This window comes from Mesorhizobium sp. WSM1386 (genome assembly GCF_055901595.1).
Map to the genome: position 1 here is coordinate 4,747,187 of NZ_CM148373.1, position 16,852 is coordinate 4,764,038.

Genomic DNA, 16,852 nt, shown 5'->3' on the forward strand with positions numbered 1-16,852 from the left:
TTCAGGATCCGATCGAATCCTTGATGCTCTTGAGCAGGGTCTTTGCGCCCAGCGAAATCAGCGCATGCTCCGAGCCCGTGGCGAGCAGGCGATAACCCATCGACACGACACGACCGGCTATTGCCGGTTCGACGACATAGATAGCCGCATGCTTGCCGGCCTTGCGCGTGCGCTCGGCAACCGACGCCACCGTCTCCATCATGCTCTCCAGCGTGGAATTGACCGTAGCGCCGTTGGTCCAGGCGATCGAGAAATCCGAAGGACCGAGGAAAATGCCATCGATGCCCGGCGTGTCGAGAATGCCGTCGAGCGCGTCGAGCGCGGCGCGCGTCTCCACCATGGCGAAGGCCATGGTGCGTTGATTGGTGTCGCGCAGCCATTCGGCTTGGTCGCCCTTGCCATGGCGTGGAAAGGCGTAGGTCGGACCCCACGAACGCTCGCCGAGCGGCGGATATTTCATCGCCGCGGCGAACAGCCTTGCGTCGGCCACCGAGTTCACCATCGGGGCGATGACGGCCTCGGCGCCGAAATCGAGCGCACGGCTCGCCATATCGAAACGGCCGACCGGTATGCGCACCAGCGCGGGTTTGTTCGCGGCAAGCACCGGCATCAGACCGCGCAGGACGCTGTCCTCGTGATGGCCGCCATGCTGCATGTCCAGCGTCACGGCATCGAAGCCCTGCTTGGCGAGGATCTCGACGGTCAGTGCGTCGGGCACGCCCGACCATGCGGTGACCAGCGTTTCATCGGCGGCGAGACGGGACTTCAGGGACATGGACACTTTCCTTGTTAACGATCGCAGTTTCAGCCGGAAACCATGGCAAAGGCAAAGAAAAACCGCCCGGCTGGACCGGGCGGTCGATTGGTCCAGTTATTCTTTTTGTCGCAGGCTCCGTCGCAAAACCGTGGGACACTTTTGCGAAAACCAGATTCGGCCGGATCAGGTGTTCTTGATCTGCTCGATCGCTTGCGCCATCAACTCGTCCATGGTGCGGCGGATCTGATGGTCGGACTGGTCGACGCCAGCGGCATCGAAATCCTTGCGGATCTTGCGGAACACGTCGTGGTCGCCGGCTTCCTCGATATCGGAAACCACCACTTCCTTGGCGTAGACATCGGCGTCAGCGCCCGATTTTCCGAGCTTTTCGGCGGCCCAAAGGCCGAGCGCCTTGTTGCGGCGGGCCGAGGCCTTGAACCTAAGCTCCTCGTCGAATGCGAATTTGCGTTCGAAGCCCTCTTCGCGGTCTTTCATGCTGCTCATGGCGTCCCTCCGGGTCAAATGCGATTCGTTTGCAAAAGGATATGTGTGTTGCCAAAGCACAAACCAAAAGGTCGCGGGCCGGTCAATACGCTTCGTCGCATGCTGCGCTGCGGCATTTCGGTCCCGAAAGCGGTTGATTGGAAGGATTTGCGGATTGAGCAAACGATGTGATTGGGATAGACCCGGCATTGAACCCAACCGTCGCCATACTAATTTAGGCAGACGGACAGGAACTGGTCGCTTGCCGCCTGCCCGCAAATCCAGAGAAAAATTCAGATGAAAAATCGCCGCCGCATTTATGAAGGCAAGGCCAAGATCCTCTATGAGGGACCCGAGCCGGGCACGCTGATCCAGTTCTTCAAGGACGATGCAACCGCGTTCAACAAGAAGAAGCACGAGGTCATCGACGGCAAGGGCGTGCTCAACAACCGCATTTCCGAATATATCTTCAATCACCTGAACCGCATGGGCATTCCGACCCACTTCATCCGCCGGCTCAACATGCGCGAGCAGCTGATCAAGGAAGTCGAGATCATTCCGCTGGAAGTGGTGGTGCGCAATGTCGCCGCCGGCTCGCTGTCCAAGCGCCTCGGCATCGAGGAAGGCACGGTTCTGCCGCGCTCGATCATCGAATTCTATTACAAGGCCGATGCGCTCGACGACCCGATGGTGTCGGAAGAGCACATCACGGCGTTCGGCTGGGCAAGCCCGCAGGAGATCGACGACGTGATGGCGCTGGCCATCCGCGTCAACGACTTCCTCTCCGGCCTGTTCATGGGTGTCGGCATCCAGCTCGTCGACTTCAAGATCGAATGCGGGCGCCTGTTCGAGGGCGACATGATGCGCATCGTCGTCGCCGACGAGATTTCGCCGGACTCCTGCCGCCTATGGGACGTGGCGACGCAGGACAAGCTCGACAAGGACCGTTTCCGCCGCGACATGGGCGGCCTGGTCGAAGCCTACCAGGAAGTCGCCCGCCGCCTCGGCATCATGAACGAGAACGAGCCGCCGCGCCCGACCGGCCCGGTGCTTGTCGCCTCGACCGACGGCCTCAAAGGCAAGCCGCACTAACCAAGAGTTCGAACAGGAGCATGTCCAGCGTGATCAAGGCCCGCATTACCGTTACCCTCAAGAATGGCGTGCTCGACCCGCAAGGCAAGGCGATCGAACATGCACTGTCCGGACTGGGCTTTGATGGCGTCGGCGCGGTGCGGCAAGGCAAGGTGTTCGACGTCGAGCTGGCGGAAAGCGACAAGGCAAAGGCCGAGGCAGACCTGAAAGCCATGTGCGACAAGCTGCTGGCGAACACGGTGATTGAGAATTATAGTGTGACGCTTACCTAAGGTTGTGCCGGAGGCACGGATGCCTGAAGTCACGAATGAGTTGATGTACGAGTTTCTGAAGAAAATCCATTCACGAATGGATCGACTTGAGAATGGCCTAGGCGAAGTCAAGCACGAGATTGTCGCGATCAGGCTGCAGGCGTTGAGCACGCAAACGGACATTAACAATATCTACGCGATAACAGGTCGCATCGATCAACGTCTCGAACGGATTGAGCAGCGCCTCGAGTTGCGCGAACTCGCCGAAGCACAAAGGCCTTACGAACCGAAATGAAATCAGCCGTCGTCCTCCTCCCCGGCCTCAACCGCGACCGCGACATGATCGCGGCGCTGACCAAGATTTCGGGAAAACCGCCGGTTACGGTCTGGCAGACCGACACTGAAATCCCCGATGTCGACCTGATCGCCATCCCCGGCGGCTTCTCGTTCGGTGACTATCTGCGTTGCGGCGCGATCGCGGCGCGCATGCCAGTCATGCGGGCGGTCGCCGAAAAGGCGGCCAAGGGCGTGACGGTCATCGGCGTCTGCAACGGTTTCCAGATCCTGGTCGAGGCCGGCCTGCTGCCCGGCGCCTTGATGCGCAACACCTCGCTGAAATTCGTCTGCCGGCAGGTGAAGCTCGAAATCACCAATGCCAACACCATGTTCACCAGCCGCTACAAACCGGGCCAGATCATCCGCTCGCCGGTGGCGCATCACGACGGCAATTATTTTGCCGATGCCGGCACACTTGCGCGCCTCGAAGGCGAAGGACAAGTCGTGTTCCGCTATGCCGAGGGCACCAACCCCAACGGCTCCATCAACGACATCGCGGGCATCATCAACGACCAGGGCAATGTGCTCGGCCTGATGCCGCACCCCGAAAACCTGATCGAAGCCGCCCATGGCGGCAGCGACGGCCGTGCGCTGTTCGAGAGCGCGCTCGGCATCGCCGCTTGACGATTTCAGCCGAGAATGCGCTAAAGTTTACAAGGACATCAAGTCCATTGCTCTGGGGAGAGAGACGGTCATGAAACTCTATTCGCGGCCGTTGTCGCCCTACTCGTCGATCGTGCGGGCGCTCGCCTACGTCAAGGACGTGCCGATCAAGATCATCGCGCCGCCGCCGGGTTTTCCGATCCCTGAAGGATTTCGCGCCATCTCGCCGATGAACCGGATACCGGTGCTGATCACCGGCTCGGGTGAAACGATCGTCGAATCGGTCGTCATCGCCGAATATCTCGAGGAGCGCTTTCCGGAGCCGGCGCTGCTGCCACCCGATTCCAAGGACCGCGCACTGGTGCGCATGTTCGCGCGCATCACCGATCTCGACGTGCTGACGCCGATGATGAAGCTCTTCAAACTGCATTCCGTGCCGAAGCGCGACAATGTCGAGATCGAGGCCCAATTCGCCCGCCTGCACCATGGGCTGGCGGCGATCGAGGCGCGCATGGCGCAAGGCCCCTTCGCGCTCGGCAACGACATCAGCTTCGCCGATGCCTGGCTGACCCCAACGCGGTTCGTCTTCAACAATTTCCGCGCCATGACAGGCCGCAACGACCTGCTCGACGCCTATCCCAAATTCGATGCCTATGAGCAGATCGCCCTGCAGCATCCGGCGTTGTCACGGGTGTGGGGCGAGATGACCGATGGCCAGAAGAGCTTTCTATCCGAGCTCGAGATGGGTGCCGCTTGATAAAGACCAGAACGATCGCTTTGGTTGCCGCGGCAGGCTTTGCCCTTGCTTCCTGCCAATCCACCCCCAAGAGCGCGCCGGTCCCTTCGGGCAAAAGTGCGGCGCTGCTGGCCATGGAGCAAGTGGCGATAGCAGCCCACAAATGCTGGATCGCCAGCAAGGACCCGGCCTTCAAGCAATATCAAATGGCCAATGAACTGAATTCGTTCAGCGGCACGCCGCGTTTCCTTTTGGTGCCGGCCAAGCATTATGGCGGCAAGCCCTTGCTGGTCGTGCAGGCGCAAGGCAATTCGAGCCGCGTCGACGTCTTCGGACCGCTGATGAACGATCCGCTCGGCGCGCGCATCGGTTCGGACATTGCCCGCTGGCAGACAGGCAATACGGCCTGCGGGGCAACCGCCTAGCCGTGGGCCGCTTTCTGCAGGTCGCTGGTCTGATCATCGGTCTGGCCGGACTTGTCCTGCAGTTCTGCATCACCGTTCCGGCGTCGATGGAAGCCGGCCGCGGTCTGCTCGGCTCGATCGTCTTCTATTTCAGCTTCTTCACCATCCTGACCAACATCGGCGCGGTGCTGGTGCACGTCTCGCTGCTGTCGCCCACCGGCTACGCATGGCTGCCTGCCTTCGCCGGGCCACGGATGCGTGCGGGTGTCGCGGTTTCGATCGCCATGGTCATGATCGTCTATGCCACGGTGCTGGCACGCCTCTGGCAGCCGCAGGGCCTGTTCCTGCTCTGCGATGTCCTGCTGCACTATGTGACACCGGTGCTGTTCGTGCTGTGGTGGCTGATGTCGGGCGCCGACGGCAGGACGCGTTGGAGCGACATCTCCTGGTGGGTGCTCTATCCCATCGTCTATCTGATTTATGCGCTGGCGCGGGCACCGCTCGCCGGCGAGGTGCCCTACCCGTTCCTCGATGTCGCCAAGAACGGCGCGGGCAGCGTCGCCATGGCGTCGTTGGCCATCACCGGGCTGTTCCTGGTGATATGCGTCGTTGCCGTCCCGACAGACCAGGGAGTTGCCCGCCTGCGGACCAAAACCGTCCGCTAGACAGGTCTATTCCCAAATCGGCCTGATGCCCTCGCGATGGGCGTCGCAGCGGGAGATGCCGATGTCCTTGAGCTGATCGTCGGTCATTTCCAGCAATGCCAGTCGGCTGCGCCGGCGATCCAGCAGATAGTCGATCCACCTCGCCAGCGACCTGGCCAGCCGCGCCAGACGGCTGACGAAGCCGCGCTGGGCGGACGGGCGCATAATCTGGCCCTCAGCTCTCGAATGACGTATTGTCGCGATTGTATCCATTTTCTTTCTGCCAATTGTCTTGATTGCACCCTTTTTGGCACATGACCCATATGTATTGACTCACAATTCGGTGCAATGTAGAAAATTGTTACCATGACAAATTGGCTTCCCGACCTCACCGGCTCCGGTCCGCTGTATCAAAGGCTGGCGGATTCCATCGAAACGGATATCGACCGGGGCGTGATCGATGCTGGCGCAAAACTGCCGCCACAGCGCGACCTCGCCTATGACATCGGCACAACGGTCGGCACGGTCGGCCGGGCCTATCAATTGCTCCGCGAACGGGGGCTGGTGAGCGGCGAAGTCGGGCGCGGAACCTATGTGGTCGGCCAGCGCGCCGATGGCGAAAAACCGGACTTCCTGGCTCCGGACGTCGGTGGTGAAGGCACACGCACTATCGACGCGCCGCGCGGCGAACTGCGTTTCGACAGCATGGCGGCGCCCGACATCGGCCAGGGCGCTGATGTCGCCGATGTCCTGTCGCGCGTGGCGCAGGACCATCCCCATGAGATATCAAGCTACACGCGCGATTTTCCCGACCGCTGGTACGAGGCCGGCGCCCGCTGGCTGTCACGCAATTCTTTCCACCCAAATGCCGACGCCGTTGTCCCGACGCTCGGCACGCTTGCCGCGGTGATGTCAGCGATCGCCGCGCTGACCACCCCTGGCGATTATGTCGCCTTCGAGCACCTCACCTATTCACAGGTTTCCCGCAGCGCCAGCCTGATCGGCCGACGGACGGCATTGGTGGCATCGGACGATGAAGGCCTCGACCCAGATGATTTCGAGCGCGTCTGCGCGCAAAAACATCCCAAGATGATCTTCCTGATGCCGACGGTGCAGAACCCGACGCTGGCGACCTTGTCGGCGGCGCGTCGCGAGGCGATCGCTCGGGTTGCGCGCGAATACAATGTCATCCTGATCGAGGACGATCTTTATGGTCATCTGACCGACGACCCGACACCGTTGCTCGCTGAATATGCCCCTGAACGGACCATTGTCGCCGGCGGCCTGTCGAAGTCGGTCGCGGCCGGCGTTCGCGGCGGCTGGCTCTCCTGTCCGCCCGCCTATCGCCACCGCATCCGTGTCGCCCACAAGATGATGACAGGCGGCATGCCCTTCCTGCTGGCGGAGGTGAATGCGCGGCTGGTGCTTTCCGGTCAGGCCAGCGATATCCGCAAGCGCAGCATCGCTGAAATTAGCGCCCGCATCGCGATCGTGCGCAAGACTTTGGCCGGCTTCGCGTTCAAGTCGCACGTGAAGGTGCCCTTTGTCTGGCTTACCCTGCCCGACCCGTGGCTTTCCGGCACCTTCAAGAATGCCTGCCTCGAGCACGGGGTGCTGATCAATGATGAGGACCAGTTCAAGGCCGGTCGCTCCGAGCAGGTTTTCCACGGCGTCCGCTTCGGCGTTTCACAGCCGAGACAGCACGGGGACGTCGCCGACGGCGTTGCGGTTATCCGGCGCCTCCTCGACGAGGGCCGCGCCGGCTACGACAGCTTCTCCTGAGCCATTCGCGATTCCACTGGCAGCTTACGAAACTGGGCCTCTCGGGAGCCTGATCTCGGATCAGCCCTCGGCCTTGAAGTTCTTGGCTTCCTTCTTGGCCTTCTCCTTGCCGTGCTTCTCAGCCAGTTCCTTGGCTTGCCGGGGCGAAACGTCGGTGGTCTCCGCGATATGGAGGGCCTCCTTGTCCGAGAGGCGATTGTCGTTCTTGGCTTGCTTGTCAGCCATGGTGCGGGTCTCCTCGGTGGTTGAGACCCTAACGACGGGGACATCCTTGGCGTTCCCAATGTTGCTTTCTGTCTTTTTCCTCGATCGACGGGTGTATCGGTCGCAAAGCTTGCGATAAGAGGGGACTCAAAATCCCCGCTCCCATGGACATCAATCGCCGCCCATGACCATTTCCAATTCCGTGCCGATCACCCCAGAGCTCATTGCCGCGCATGGGCTGAAGCCCGACGAGTATCAGCGCATCCTCGATCTTGTCGGCCGCGAGCCGAGCTTTACGGAGCTCGGCATCTTCTCGGCGATGTGGAACGAGCATTGTTCGTACAAATCCTCGAAGAAATGGCTGCGCACGCTGCCGACCACCGGGCCGCAGGTCATCCAGGGCCCAGGCGAAAATGCCGGCGTGGTCGACATTGGTGACGGCGACTGCGTCGTCTTCAAGATGGAGAGCCACAATCACCCCTCCTACATCGAGCCCTACCAGGGTGCGGCGACCGGCGTCGGCGGCATCTTGCGCGACGTCTTCACCATGGGCGCGCGGCCGATCGCGGCAATGAACGCGCTGCGCTTCGGCGCACCCGACCATCCCAAGACCAGGCACCTCGTCTCAGGCGTGGTTGCCGGCGTCGGCGGCTACGGCAACGCCTTCGGCGTGCCGACGGTCGGCGGCGAGGTCAATTTCGACGCCCGCTACAACGGCAACATCCTGGTCAACGCCTTTGCCGCGGGCCTGGCCAAGACCGATGCGATCTTCCTGTCGGAGGCCAAGGGCGTCGGCCTGCCGGTCGTCTATCTGGGCGCCAAGACCGGCCGCGACGGCGTCGGCGGCGCCACCATGGCCTCGGCCGAATTCGACGACAAGATCGACGAGAAGCGCCCGACCGTGCAGGTCGGCGATCCCTTCACCGAGAAATGCCTGCTGGAGGCTAGCCTTGAACTGATGGCCTCGGGGGCGGTTATCGCCATCCAGGACATGGGCGCGGCCGGCCTCACCTGCTCGGCGGTCGAGATGGGCGCCAAGGGCGACCTCGGCATCGAACTCGACCTCGATAAGGTGCCGGTGCGCGAGGAGCGTATGAGCGCCTACGAGATGATGCTGTCGGAAAGCCAGGAGCGCATGCTGATGGTGCTGCGCCCCGAAAAAGAAAAGGAAGCCGAGGCGATCTTCCACAAATGGGGGCTCGACTTCGCCATCGTCGGCAAGACCACCGACGACCTGCGCTTCCGTGTGCTGCACCAGGGCGACCAGGTCGCCGACCTGCCGATCAAGGATCTCGGCGACAAGGCTCCGGAGTACGACCGGCCGTGGGTCGAGCCGCAGAAGCCGGCGCCGCTTGCCGCCGACGACGTTCCGCAGGCCGATGTCGCCGATGCGCTGCTGAAGCTGCTCGGCGGACCGGATCTCTCCTCGCGCCGCTGGGTGTGGGAGCAATACGACACGCTGATCCAGGGCAACTCGCTGCAGCTTCCCGGCGGCGATGCCGGCGTGGTGCGCGTCGAGGGTCATCCGACCAAGGCACTCGCCTTCTCCTCCGACGTCACGCCGCGCTATTGCGAGGCCGATCCTTATGAAGGCGGCAAGCAGGCGGTGGCCGAATGCTGGCGCAACCTGACCGCCACGGGCGCCGTGCCGCTCGCCGCCACCGACAATCTCAATTTCGGCAATCCGGAACGGCCCGAGATCATGGGCCAACTGGTCGGCGCGGTGAAAGGCATCGGCGATGCCTGCCGCGCGCTCGGCTTCCCGATCGTGTCGGGCAATGTCTCGCTCTACAACGAGACCAACGGCCGGGGCATCCTGCCGACACCGACCATTGGCGGCGTGGGCCTGATCGCCGATTGGTCGAAAATGGTGCGAACCGGCTTTGCCGCCGAATCTCAGATGATCCTTCTGGTCGGCGCACCTGCTTCCTGGGGAACGCATCTTGGCCAGTCGGTCTATCTCAGGGACATCCACGGCCGTTCCGACGGTCCGCCGCCGCCGGTCGACCTCGAGCACGAGAAGCGCGTCGGCGACCATGTGCGCTCGCTGATCGCGTCCGGCATCGTCACCGCGGCGCATGACGTTTCCGATGGCGGCATCGCGGTCGCTTTGGCCGAGATGGCGATGGCGTCGGGCATCGGCGCGACCGTTCCCGGCCTCGTCGGCACCGATCCCATTCCGGTCTGGTTCGGCGAGGACCAGGGGCGCTATCTCCTGACGCTGTCGATCGATCCGCATGGCGATGAATGGGATGCCATCCGCAAGCAGCAGGGCGAACTCGGCATTTTCGCGCCGTGGATCGGCTCGACCGGCGGCAAGACGCTGAAGCTCGGCGATGCCAGGGCGATCCCGGTCAGCGATCTGACCGCCGCTCACGAAGGCTGGTTCCCGCGCTTCATGGATCAGGCCAGTTGAGCAGACTGGCTGCCCGGGCGCTGCTCGCAGTCGTTTTCTGGCCGTCGCTGTTCTTCTTCTGGTTCCTCGGGCCGTTCGTCTTTTTCCTGCTGTCGACGACCTCCAGCGAGGTTTGCCCCAGGCTGGAAACGCGCGCCGAGTTCCTCGCAGCGGCCAATGGCACGCTTCCGATGCTGGTGCTGCAGAACCTCATCTATGCGGTTCCGCTCATCTGCCTGGTGCTGTGGAGCCGGCTCTTGCCGGACCAGGCGCGGACCAGGCACGTCATCACCTGCATCAAGCTTTTCGCCGTAGCGGCCATCCTGGGAGCGCTGTGGGAGTATGGCTCTTCACTTGTCTGCGATGGCTACGGCCGGCCGTTCTTCTCGCCCGCCTGGCGGACGACCAGCTATCTGCCGATTGCCAACCTGGCGGTCAACATCCCGCTCTATGTGCTGGCCTTCAGCCTCGGCCGCACCTTCTCGATGCGCGAAGACGATCCTCCAGCCGACGCTATCCGTCCCGATGAGAATGCGCCGTAGGCCACAATCGCGACGGTGCTGGACGGAACGGCTTCAATCCCGGCCGGAAAGGCTCTAGGTTTATACCGACTCTCATCGCACGGGCAGCCACGCCGCCGCCCGCCCGAAAACAGGAATTTCTTTCATGGCAATGGACGCCCACGACATCGAAAAACTGATCAAGGACGGCATTCCGGACGCAAAGGTGACGATCCGCGATCTCGCCGGCGACGGTGACCACTACGCGGCCGAGGTCGTGGCCGAAAGCTTTCGCGGGAAGAGCCGCGTCCAGCAGCACCAGATGGTCTATGACGCGCTGAAGGGCAATATGGGCGGCGTGCTGCACGCACTGGCGCTGCAGACCAGCGTTCCCGACTGAGGCATACAGCCTCAGACCCGCTTGGCCCAAAACGCCCCATCCTTTGCGCCATTTGGCCGATGACTTGGCTAAACTCTTGTTTCGGGCAACCTATGGGTTTATTTGAAAGGCATGCTTCGAGCCTGACTCCCACAGGCGTGAAAGGATATTCCATGAGCGGTATCAACGACTACATCGACAATGAAGTGAAGGGCAACGACGTCGTCCTTTTCATGAAGGGCACGCCCGGTTTCCCGCAGTGCGGGTTTTCCGGCCAGGTCGTCCAGATCCTCGACTATATCGGCGCCGACTACAAAGGCGTGAACGTTCTGGACTCGGCCGAACTGCGCCAGGGCATCAAGGACTATTCCAACTGGCCGACGATCCCGCAGCTCTACGTCAAGGGCGAGTTCGTGGGCGGCTGCGACATCATCCGCGAGATGTTCCAGGCCGGCGAGTTGCAGACCTTCCTGGTCGAAAAAGGCGTGAGCGTCAAAGGCGCCGCCTGATTCCAGTTTTTGGGCATGTCGCTGTCGACATGCCTGACTTCTGTTTGTGGGCACCGGGGCGGCCCCACCTCGGCAATTTTTACATCCTGATGTCAGGCCCCTGATATCGGGACCAGGACGAGCCAATGCGCCGGCCCGCCGGCGCGTTTTCGTTTTTAGAGATCGGACTTGCCGTGGACCAGCAATCGATAGCGCCGCAATCGGCAAGCAAATTGTCTATTCCGCGCTGGGAATTCATCGCGCTGTGCGCGGCGCTGATGGCGCTGAATTCGCTGGCCATCGACATCATGCTGCCGGCGCTGCAGCAGATCGGCGCCTCGCTCGGCGTCGAGAACGAAAACCACCGGCAATATGTCGTGGTCGCCTATATGCTCGGCTTCGGCGGCGGCCAACTTTTCTTCGGGCCGATCTCGGACCGGTTCGGGCGTCGCGCGCCATTGGTCGCCGGCTTGATCATCTACGTGGCGGCGGCGGGCGCGGCAGCCATCGCACCCAGCTTTGAAACACTTTTGCTGTGCCGCGTCGTGCAAGGCGTCGGGGCCGCGGCTACCCGCGTCATCGCCGTCTCGATCGTGCGCGATACATTCGAAGGCCGACGCATGGCCGAGGTGATGTCGCTGATCTTCATGGTGTTCATGGCGATACCGGTCATTGCGCCGGGGATCGGCCAGTTCATCATGCTGTTTGCCACCTGGCATTGGATCTTCATCACGATGGCCGTCGGGGCGCTGCTGGTGTCGGCATGGTCACTGCTGCGCCTGCCTGAAACGCTGCGTCCCGAACACCGCCGGCCGCTGACGGCATCATCCGTCCTTGGCGGTTTCCGCATCGTGCTCACCAACCGCGTCGCGCTCTGCTACGCCTTCGCCAGCACCTTCATCTTCGCAGCCATGTTCGGCTTCATCGCCTCGGCGCAGCAGATCTATGTCGACATATTCAACGTCGGCGAGATGTTCCCGCTCATCTTCGCCGGGGTTGCGGGCGTGCTCGCCTTCTCGAACTTCCTGAACTCGCGCCTCGTCGGCCGCATCGGCATGCGCCGTCTGTCGCAAAGCGCGCTGCTGCTGTTCTTGACCATCAGTCTTGCATGGCTGGTCGTGTCGCTGGAATTGAAGATGCCGCTGTGGCTGTTCGTCACCTTCTTTGCCGGCGCCATGCTGCCGTTCGGTGCGCTCGGCGCCAATTTCAATGCGTTGGCCATGGAGCCGCTCGGGCAACTGGCCGGCACGGCGTCATCGATCCTGGGTTTCATGCAGACTTTTCTCGGCGGCATTCTCGGCACGTTGATCGGCCAGGCCTTCAACGGCACGGTGACGCCGCTTGCCGCCGGCTTCTGCAGTGTTTCGGTCGCAGCGCTGCTGATGATCCTCATCGCCGAGCGCGGCAAGATGTTCCAGCCGCACAACCCGCCGGTTTCGGGGCACATCACCGACCTGCATTAGTCTGGTTTAGACGAGACGCTGACGCTGGTCGCCCTTTGTCATCGTCGTCGTATTGCGCTCAGCCGAGTTCCTGGGCGAGGCCGATGAGAAGTCCTCCAGGCCCGCGGATGTAGCAGAGCCGATACACGTCCTTATACTGGACGACTTCGCCTACGAGCCGCGCTCGATTGCGGAGCCTTTCAAGCGTCTCGTCGAGATCGTCCACGGTGAACATTACGCGGAGGTAGCCCAGGGCGTTGACAGGGGCGTTGCGGTGATCCGCCACGACAGGCGGCGCGAGGAAGCGGGAAAGTTCGAGCCGGCTGTGGCCGTCCGGCGTGCGCATCATGGCGATTTCGACATGCTGATCGCCCAGTCCAGTGACACGTCCGGCCCATTCTCCTTCGATCGTGGCCCGCCCTTCGAGCTCAAGGCCGAGCTCGCGAAAGAAATCGATCGTCTCTTCGAGGTCATCGACGACGATTCCTATGTTGTCCATCCGCTTGAGTGCCATGCGTCCAATCTACAAGGTGCCGTCCAGGCCGCAACTCATAAAACTGTCCCAAAACCGCTGCGCTTAGGAGGCACCTTCAAGAGTTGCCGTGAAGCGAGGGGTCAGCATACGCCCGGCGATTGCCCCGCCCATGCTGTCCGAAAAGGGCAATGGCAAGGCATCATCGAGAGCCTTGAGGATGGAAGCCACGAAGGCACGGCTAAGCCGGGCATCAGTCCCGAGATCGGAATAGGTGGCGCGAGGCTTGCCGATCAGTGTGCCGTTTCGGCGAAGCGAGAACTGCAATGTCAGGGACATGCCGGCGGTTCCAGCTGGCGGCTTCCAACACGCGAAGATGGCCTTGGACATTTCCTCGATGGTGTCGATGGGATCAGGGCTGCGGCAACCCCGTTGCCGTGCCCAGGCCTCACTGGAGCCCGCAAACAAGGCGATGGCCGCCGCGACCACCGCGCACCATATTCGCCGGATCTTTGGGTTCGCGGGTGGCCGCATCACTTCTTTGCCGGTAAAAGCCGGCGGCGCGAACGCCGCCCGCGGAAATTTGAGCTATTCCGACCACAGTTCGCGGCGCAATTCCTGCCAGCTTTCCCGGTCGGGCGCGACCAGCAGACCGCCGCCGACATGCGACGGCAGATAGGGCGTGCCGTCAAACCGCGCGGCATGGCCGCCCGCCTCGGCATGGATCAACACGCCGGCCAGATGATCCCAGGGCATCAGCTTGTTGTAGACGACGAAATGGCCGTGGCCGCTGGCCAGCAAGCGGTATTCGTGGGCGGCACAGCGGTAGTTGAACTGCGACAGCGTTTTGGTCTGGTTGCGGGCCAGCCGCGTGCGGTCGGGCTCGGCCATGTATTGCCAGGAGACCGCGCCGGTCATCTCAGAGAGCGGCGCTCTCGCGGCAACCCGGACTTTCTCCAGCGTGCCATGCGCATGACGGATATGGCTGCCGGCACCCCTGGCGCCGATCAGCCAGTCCTTGCCGACCGGATCGTGGATGATGCCGGCGACCGTCTCGCCCTTGACCACCACGCCAAGCATGACGCCGAACAGCGGCACCCCGGAAGCGAAGTTGAAGGTGCCGTCGACCGGGTCGATGACGAAAGCAAGATCGGCGTCGCCCAGACCGTCGAGCAGCGCCGGATCGTCGGAACAGGCCTCCTCGCCGACAACCATGGCGCCGGGATAGCGTTGGCGCAGCCTGGCGGTGATCAACCGTTCGGCATTGACGTCCGCTTCGGTCACCAGGTCGGCGGCGGAGGTCTTCTGCCTGACGTCGCCATCGCCCAGCCGGCGAAAGCGGGGCATGATTTCGGTGTCGGCTGCTTCAGCCAGCAGGCTGGCCAGCCAGTCGATCGCAGTATCGTCAAATGTCATCGGCTTGCCTGGGGGTTTCGTTGAGGGCAGCAAAATCGAACAGTTTCCGGTCCAGCAGATGCGACGGCCTGGAGTTGGAGAGCGCACGCAGCATCGTGTCCTTGCGGCCAGGCATGCGCTTTTCGATGTCGTCCAGCATCGCCTTCATGGCATTGCGCTGGAGGCCCTCCTGGCTTCCGCAGAGGTCGCAGGGAATGATCGGGAACCGCATCGCGGCAGCGAATTTTTCGAGGTCGATCTCGGCGCAGTAGCTCAACGGCCGCAGCACCATGACGTCGCCGTCGTCGTTGAGCAGCTTTGGCGGCATGGCGGCGAGCCGGCCGCCATGGAACAGGTTCATGAAGAAGGTCTCGAGGATATCCTCGCGGTGGTGGCCAAGCACCAGGGCCGAACACCCCTCCTCGCGCGCGATCCGGTAGAGATGGCCGCGGCGCAGCCGCGAGCACAGTGAGCAGTAGGTGCTGCCCTGCGGCAGCTTGTCGGTGACGACGGAATAGGTGTCCTGGTATTCGATCCGATGCGCGATGCCGTTGGCGTTGAGATAGTCCGGCAGGATGTTCTTGGGGAAATTCGGCTGGCCCTGGTCGAGATTGCAGGCAAGCAAATCGACCGGCAGCAGTCCGCGCCATTTGAGGTCCAGCAGCACGGCAAGCAGGCCGTAGGAATCCTTGCCGCCCGACAGCGCGACCAGCCAGCGCTCGCCAGGCCTGACCATCGAGAAATCCTCGATCGCCTGGCGGGTCAGCCGCAGCAGCCGCTTGCGCAGCTTGTTGAACTCGACCGAGGACGGCACATCGGCGAACAGCGGGTGGAAACCACCTTCGGCGATCGGTTCAAGCGTTTCGATGTCCGGCTGCATGTTCATGGCGCGACGGCCCCGTATGTAACTACCGACCGGATTAGCGCATCGGCAGGAAAACCGAAACGGCAAAGCGAATGCACGAAACAAAAAGGCCGCCTCGAGGGCGGCCTTTCCGATATCGCAGAAAAGCGTTCGCTTAGCGCGAATAGAATTCGACGACCAGGTTCGGCTCCATCTGCACGGCGAACGGAACATCCGCCAGGCCGGGGATGCGCGAGAAGGTCGCGACCATCTTGTTGTGATCGGCTTCGATGTAGTCCGGAACGTCGCGCTCGGCGAGACCGACCGCTTCCAGGACGATCACCAGCTGCTTCGACTTTTCACGCACTTCGACGACGTCGCCCGGCTTGCAGCGGTACGAACCGATGTTGACGCGCTTGCCGTTGACGTTGACGTGGCCGTGGTTGACGAACTGACGGGCGGCGAAAATGGTCGGCACGAACTTGGCGCGGTAGACGACCGCGTCGAGACGCGATTCGAGCAGGCCGATCAGGTTCTCCGAGGTGTCGCCTTTGCGGCGGTCCGCCTCTTCATAGACCTTGCGGAACTGCTTTTCCGAAACGTCGCCATAGTGACCCTTCAGCTTCTGCTTGGCGCGCAGCTGCAGGCCGAAGTCCGAAAGCTTGCCCTTGCGGCGCTGGCCGTGCTGGCCGGGGCCGTATTCACGCTTGTTGACCGGGGACTTCGGGCGGCCCCAGATATTTTCGCCGAGACGGCGGTCGATCTTGTATTTCGCGGATTCGCGCTTGCTCATCGCATTCCCTTTTCAAAAACAACACACCCGGCACCTCATGGTCCGGGTGAAGGAAACGCGCCCTCCTCTGGCCTCCGTTTTCGAGACCTGACAGGGTTTTCCCACGCAACGCGGCGGAAAACCCACGGGACACGTCAGTTCAAACAAGACCAGAAACAACCAGGGTCGCCGACCTTGCGCATACAAAACAAACACCGGACATCGCTGCCCGGCGTTGGCGGCTGGTTAAACCGAGATTTAACCGGTGTCAAGCTTGTGAGTGGCGCGGCGTAGCGCAAGCCTATACCGTCCGGGACGTAGATGCGATGCCGGTTGTGGCGGGAGGTTTGCGCCAACGGCACCAGGAAGCGACTGGAGTTAGAGGAGTCCAATTAGCATGAAAAAGTTCTTCCTTACCTTGGCCGGTGCCGCGGTATTGGCCGGGTCGATGGCGGTTGCGCCGGAGCCGGCGATGGCCCGTCATTGGCACGGGCACAAACAGGTGTGCCGCGTTATCGTCAAGAAAAGGGTGGTATGGCGGCACGGCCATCGCCGGGTGATCGTACAGAGGGTGAGGCGCTGCCACCGCTGGTAAGCTGCCCCAAGCAACAATCCAAGGCCAGCGAACCGTCGCTGGCCTTTTCAATGATCAGGCTGGCTCGAAGCGCTCAATCCTTGGATTTTTTCTCCGGCAGTCCCTTGCGCTTGGTCTCGGCGAATTCCTCAAGCTGCTTTTCGCTCATCGATTCATACATGCCCTTGGAAGCGCCCTGGAGTTCGCTCTTTTTCGTCTCTCCGCGCTTGGCCGACAGGGCGGCGCCGGCGGCTTTCTGCTGGGCTTTCGAGGTGGCTGGCATGGCCGTTACTCCTTTG

24 protein-coding genes are annotated in these 16,852 nt (G+C 62.2%); 14 read left to right on the top strand and 10 right to left on the bottom strand.

Annotated elements, in window-relative coordinates; translation table 11 throughout:
* Position 1 precedes the first annotated feature (1 nt).
* Positions 2 to 775 (bottom strand): HpcH/HpaI aldolase family protein, encoded by a 774-nt coding sequence (locus tag AC0NIH_RS23300; protein ID WP_023776270.1) that lies wholly within the window; start codon positions 773 to 775, stop codon positions 2 to 4.
* Positions 776 to 940: 165 nt separating this feature from the next.
* Positions 941 to 1,261: a DUF1476 domain-containing protein gene (locus AC0NIH_RS23305; protein WP_013895863.1), complete on the bottom strand. Its 321-nt coding sequence runs from the start codon at positions 1,259 to 1,261 to the stop codon at positions 941 to 943.
* A gap of 276 nt (positions 1,262 to 1,537) precedes the next feature.
* Between AC0NIH_RS23305 and purC the strand changes: the two genes are divergently transcribed.
* From purC to AC0NIH_RS23340, 7 genes are all read left to right on the top strand, one after another.
* Complete coding sequence (purC, locus tag AC0NIH_RS23310) at positions 1,538 to 2,332, top strand: phosphoribosylaminoimidazolesuccinocarboxamide synthase (RefSeq protein ID WP_013532127.1); 795 nt, start codon at positions 1,538 to 1,540, stop codon at positions 2,330 to 2,332.
* Positions 2,333 to 2,361: 29 nt separating this feature from the next.
* Positions 2,362 to 2,604 carry a phosphoribosylformylglycinamidine synthase subunit PurS gene (gene purS, locus AC0NIH_RS23315; RefSeq protein ID WP_013895864.1) on the top strand — a complete coding sequence of 81 codons (243 nt, stop codon included), beginning with the start codon at positions 2,362 to 2,364 and terminating at the stop codon, positions 2,602 to 2,604.
* Between the two features lie 19 nt (positions 2,605 to 2,623).
* Complete coding sequence (locus AC0NIH_RS23320) at positions 2,624 to 2,878, top strand: hypothetical protein (protein ID WP_473465910.1); 255 nt, start codon at positions 2,624 to 2,626, stop codon at positions 2,876 to 2,878.
* Positions 2,875 to 3,543, top strand: a complete 669-nt coding sequence (gene purQ / locus AC0NIH_RS23325; RefSeq protein WP_140780367.1) for a phosphoribosylformylglycinamidine synthase subunit PurQ — start codon at positions 2,875 to 2,877, stop codon at positions 3,541 to 3,543. Before AC0NIH_RS23320 ends, purQ begins: the two co-directional genes overlap by 4 nt.
* A 70-nt stretch (positions 3,544 to 3,613) precedes the next feature.
* Positions 3,614 to 4,279: a glutathione S-transferase family protein gene (locus AC0NIH_RS23330; RefSeq protein WP_473465913.1), complete on the top strand. Its 666-nt coding sequence runs from the start codon at positions 3,614 to 3,616 to the stop codon at positions 4,277 to 4,279.
* Positions 4,276 to 4,683 (top strand): hypothetical protein, encoded by a 408-nt coding sequence (locus tag AC0NIH_RS23335; RefSeq protein ID WP_473465915.1) that lies wholly within the window; start codon positions 4,276 to 4,278, stop codon positions 4,681 to 4,683. The genes AC0NIH_RS23330 and AC0NIH_RS23335 overlap by 4 nt, the downstream gene beginning before the upstream one ends.
* Positions 4,684 to 4,685: 2 nt before the next feature.
* A complete protein-coding gene (locus AC0NIH_RS23340) occupies positions 4,686 to 5,327 on the top strand; it encodes a Pr6Pr family membrane protein (protein WP_473465918.1) in 642 nt (213 codons plus the stop codon).
* A 6-nt stretch (positions 5,328 to 5,333) separates the two neighbouring features.
* Here the strand turns inward: AC0NIH_RS23340 and AC0NIH_RS23345 are convergent, their stop codons facing one another.
* Positions 5,334 to 5,579 (bottom strand): DUF1127 domain-containing protein, encoded by a 246-nt coding sequence (locus tag AC0NIH_RS23345; RefSeq protein ID WP_473465921.1) that lies wholly within the window; start codon positions 5,577 to 5,579, stop codon positions 5,334 to 5,336.
* Positions 5,580 to 5,672: 93 nt separating this feature from the next.
* Between AC0NIH_RS23345 and AC0NIH_RS23350 the strand changes: the two genes are divergently transcribed.
* Complete coding sequence (locus tag AC0NIH_RS23350) at positions 5,673 to 7,088, top strand: aminotransferase-like domain-containing protein (RefSeq protein WP_473465924.1); 1,416 nt, start codon at positions 5,673 to 5,675, stop codon at positions 7,086 to 7,088.
* A gap of 60 nt (positions 7,089 to 7,148) precedes the next feature.
* On the opposite strand, the gene AC0NIH_RS23355 is transcribed toward AC0NIH_RS23350, so the two are convergent.
* A complete protein-coding gene (locus AC0NIH_RS23355; protein WP_023764173.1) occupies positions 7,149 to 7,313 on the bottom strand; it encodes a hypothetical protein in 165 nt (54 codons plus the stop codon).
* A gap of 163 nt (positions 7,314 to 7,476) precedes the next feature.
* Between AC0NIH_RS23355 and purL the strand changes: the two genes are divergently transcribed.
* The 5 genes from purL (at position 7,477) to AC0NIH_RS23380 (ending at position 12,517) form a co-directional block, all read left to right on the top strand.
* Complete coding sequence (purL, locus tag AC0NIH_RS23360) at positions 7,477 to 9,708, top strand: phosphoribosylformylglycinamidine synthase subunit PurL (RefSeq protein WP_473465926.1); 2,232 nt, start codon at positions 7,477 to 7,479, stop codon at positions 9,706 to 9,708.
* Positions 9,705 to 10,229 carry a hypothetical protein gene (locus AC0NIH_RS23365; protein WP_473465929.1) on the top strand — a complete coding sequence of 175 codons (525 nt, stop codon included), beginning with the start codon at positions 9,705 to 9,707 and terminating at the stop codon, positions 10,227 to 10,229. The genes purL and AC0NIH_RS23365 overlap by 4 nt, the downstream gene beginning before the upstream one ends.
* A 124-nt stretch (positions 10,230 to 10,353) precedes the next feature.
* Positions 10,354 to 10,587 carry a BolA/IbaG family iron-sulfur metabolism protein gene (locus tag AC0NIH_RS23370; protein ID WP_010909092.1) on the top strand — a complete coding sequence of 78 codons (234 nt, stop codon included), beginning with the start codon at positions 10,354 to 10,356 and terminating at the stop codon, positions 10,585 to 10,587.
* A 152-nt stretch (positions 10,588 to 10,739) separates the two neighbouring features.
* Positions 10,740 to 11,075, top strand: coding sequence for a Grx4 family monothiol glutaredoxin (grxD, locus tag AC0NIH_RS23375; protein WP_013895877.1), 336 nt, complete (start codon positions 10,740 to 10,742; stop codon positions 11,073 to 11,075).
* A gap of 173 nt (positions 11,076 to 11,248) precedes the next feature.
* Entirely contained in the window at positions 11,249 to 12,517 is a 1,269-nt protein-coding gene (locus tag AC0NIH_RS23380) for a multidrug effflux MFS transporter (protein ID WP_434221411.1), read from the top strand.
* A 58-nt stretch (positions 12,518 to 12,575) separates the two neighbouring features.
* On the opposite strand, the gene AC0NIH_RS23385 is transcribed toward AC0NIH_RS23380, so the two are convergent.
* The 5 genes from AC0NIH_RS23385 to rpsD all read right to left on the bottom strand — a co-directional run bounded on the left by AC0NIH_RS23385 (position 12,576) and on the right by rpsD (position 16,000).
* Positions 12,576 to 13,010, bottom strand: a complete 435-nt coding sequence (locus tag AC0NIH_RS23385; protein WP_473465933.1) for a VOC family protein — start codon at positions 13,008 to 13,010, stop codon at positions 12,576 to 12,578.
* A 63-nt stretch (positions 13,011 to 13,073) separates the two neighbouring features.
* Positions 13,074 to 13,358 carry a hypothetical protein gene (locus tag AC0NIH_RS23390; RefSeq protein ID WP_287387301.1) on the bottom strand — a complete coding sequence of 95 codons (285 nt, stop codon included), beginning with the start codon at positions 13,356 to 13,358 and terminating at the stop codon, positions 13,074 to 13,076.
* Positions 13,359 to 13,556: 198 nt separating this feature from the next.
* The gene (locus AC0NIH_RS23395) at positions 13,557 to 14,384 is read right to left on the bottom strand and encodes an inositol monophosphatase family protein (RefSeq protein WP_473465936.1); all 828 of its coding nucleotides are present in this window, start codon (positions 14,382 to 14,384) and stop codon (positions 13,557 to 13,559) included.
* A complete protein-coding gene (gene ttcA / locus AC0NIH_RS23400) occupies positions 14,374 to 15,249 on the bottom strand; it encodes a tRNA 2-thiocytidine(32) synthetase TtcA (RefSeq protein ID WP_473465939.1) in 876 nt (291 codons plus the stop codon). The genes AC0NIH_RS23395 and ttcA overlap by 11 nt, the downstream gene beginning before the upstream one ends.
* Positions 15,250 to 15,382: 133 nt before the next feature.
* Positions 15,383 to 16,000, bottom strand: coding sequence for a 30S ribosomal protein S4 (gene rpsD / locus AC0NIH_RS23405; protein ID WP_023759539.1), 618 nt, complete (start codon positions 15,998 to 16,000; stop codon positions 15,383 to 15,385).
* Positions 16,001 to 16,376: 376 nt separating this feature from the next.
* Between rpsD and AC0NIH_RS23410 the strand changes: the two genes are divergently transcribed.
* Positions 16,377 to 16,574 (top strand): hypothetical protein, encoded by a 198-nt coding sequence (locus tag AC0NIH_RS23410; RefSeq protein WP_013895884.1) that lies wholly within the window; start codon positions 16,377 to 16,379, stop codon positions 16,572 to 16,574.
* A 73-nt stretch (positions 16,575 to 16,647) separates the two neighbouring features.
* Here AC0NIH_RS23410 and AC0NIH_RS23415 read toward each other — a convergent pair whose 3' ends face one another.
* On the bottom strand, positions 16,648 to 16,836 hold the full coding sequence (locus AC0NIH_RS23415; protein ID WP_023810328.1) for a DUF3008 family protein: 189 nt from the start codon (positions 16,834 to 16,836) through the stop codon (positions 16,648 to 16,650).
* Between the last annotated feature and the right edge of the window lie 16 nt (positions 16,837 to 16,852).